The organism is Bordetella trematum, from assembly GCF_900078335.1.
GTDB lineage: Bacteria > Pseudomonadota > Gammaproteobacteria > Burkholderiales > Burkholderiaceae_B > Bordetella > Bordetella trematum.
The window spans coordinates 87,362-88,036 of record NZ_FKBR01000034.1 but is presented as its reverse complement, the minus strand read 5'-3'; the positions used below and the strand labels follow the sequence as shown (position 1 = coordinate 88,036).

The window sequence follows — 675 nt, the reverse complement described above, 5'->3', positions numbered from 1 at the left end:
CCTGCTGGAGACGGATATCGGCGGTTCGCTGGATATCCTGGCCGGCGAGGGCGACAACGCTATCGACCTGACCGTAGTATCGGTGGGTGGTGCTACCCAGATCACCTCTGGCGCGGGCAACGACAGTATCACCCTGTTGGAAACCGACATCGGCGGCTCACTGGCAATAGAAGCCGATGATGGCGCCAACACCGTGAGCCTCGATACGGTGACGGTGGGTGGCGATACGTCTATCACCACCGGTGCTGGCGTGGATGTGATCACGCTGGTGGACAGCGGCCTGCTGGGCCAACTGCTGATCGCAGCCGGCGACGGCAGCAACACCGTTGACCTGACCCGTGTCTCGGTGGCCAAGGCCACGCGCATCACGACCGGCAAGGATGATGACCGCATCACCCTGCTGGAGACGGATATCGGCGGTTCGCTGGATATCCTGGCCGGCGAGGGCGACAACGCCATCGACCTGACCGTAGTAACGGTGGGCGCTGCGACCCGCATCAGCTCTGGCGCGGGTAACGACAGCATCGCCTTGCTGCAGACCGACATCGGCGGTTCGCTGGCAATCGAAGCGGGTGACGGTGCCAACACCGTGAGCCTGGATACGGTGACGGTGGGTGGCGACACGTCCATCATCACCGGTGCCGGCGTGGATGTGATCACGCTGGTGGACAGCGA

At 63.7% G+C, this 675-nt stretch carries 1 protein-coding gene; it reads left to right on the top strand.

Going from position 1 to position 675, the window contains the following annotated elements; translation table 11 throughout:
• Positions 1-675, top strand: a 675-nt coding sequence (locus A7V84_RS21370) for a hypothetical protein (RefSeq protein ID WP_412778661.1), incomplete at both ends; no start/stop codon positions are given.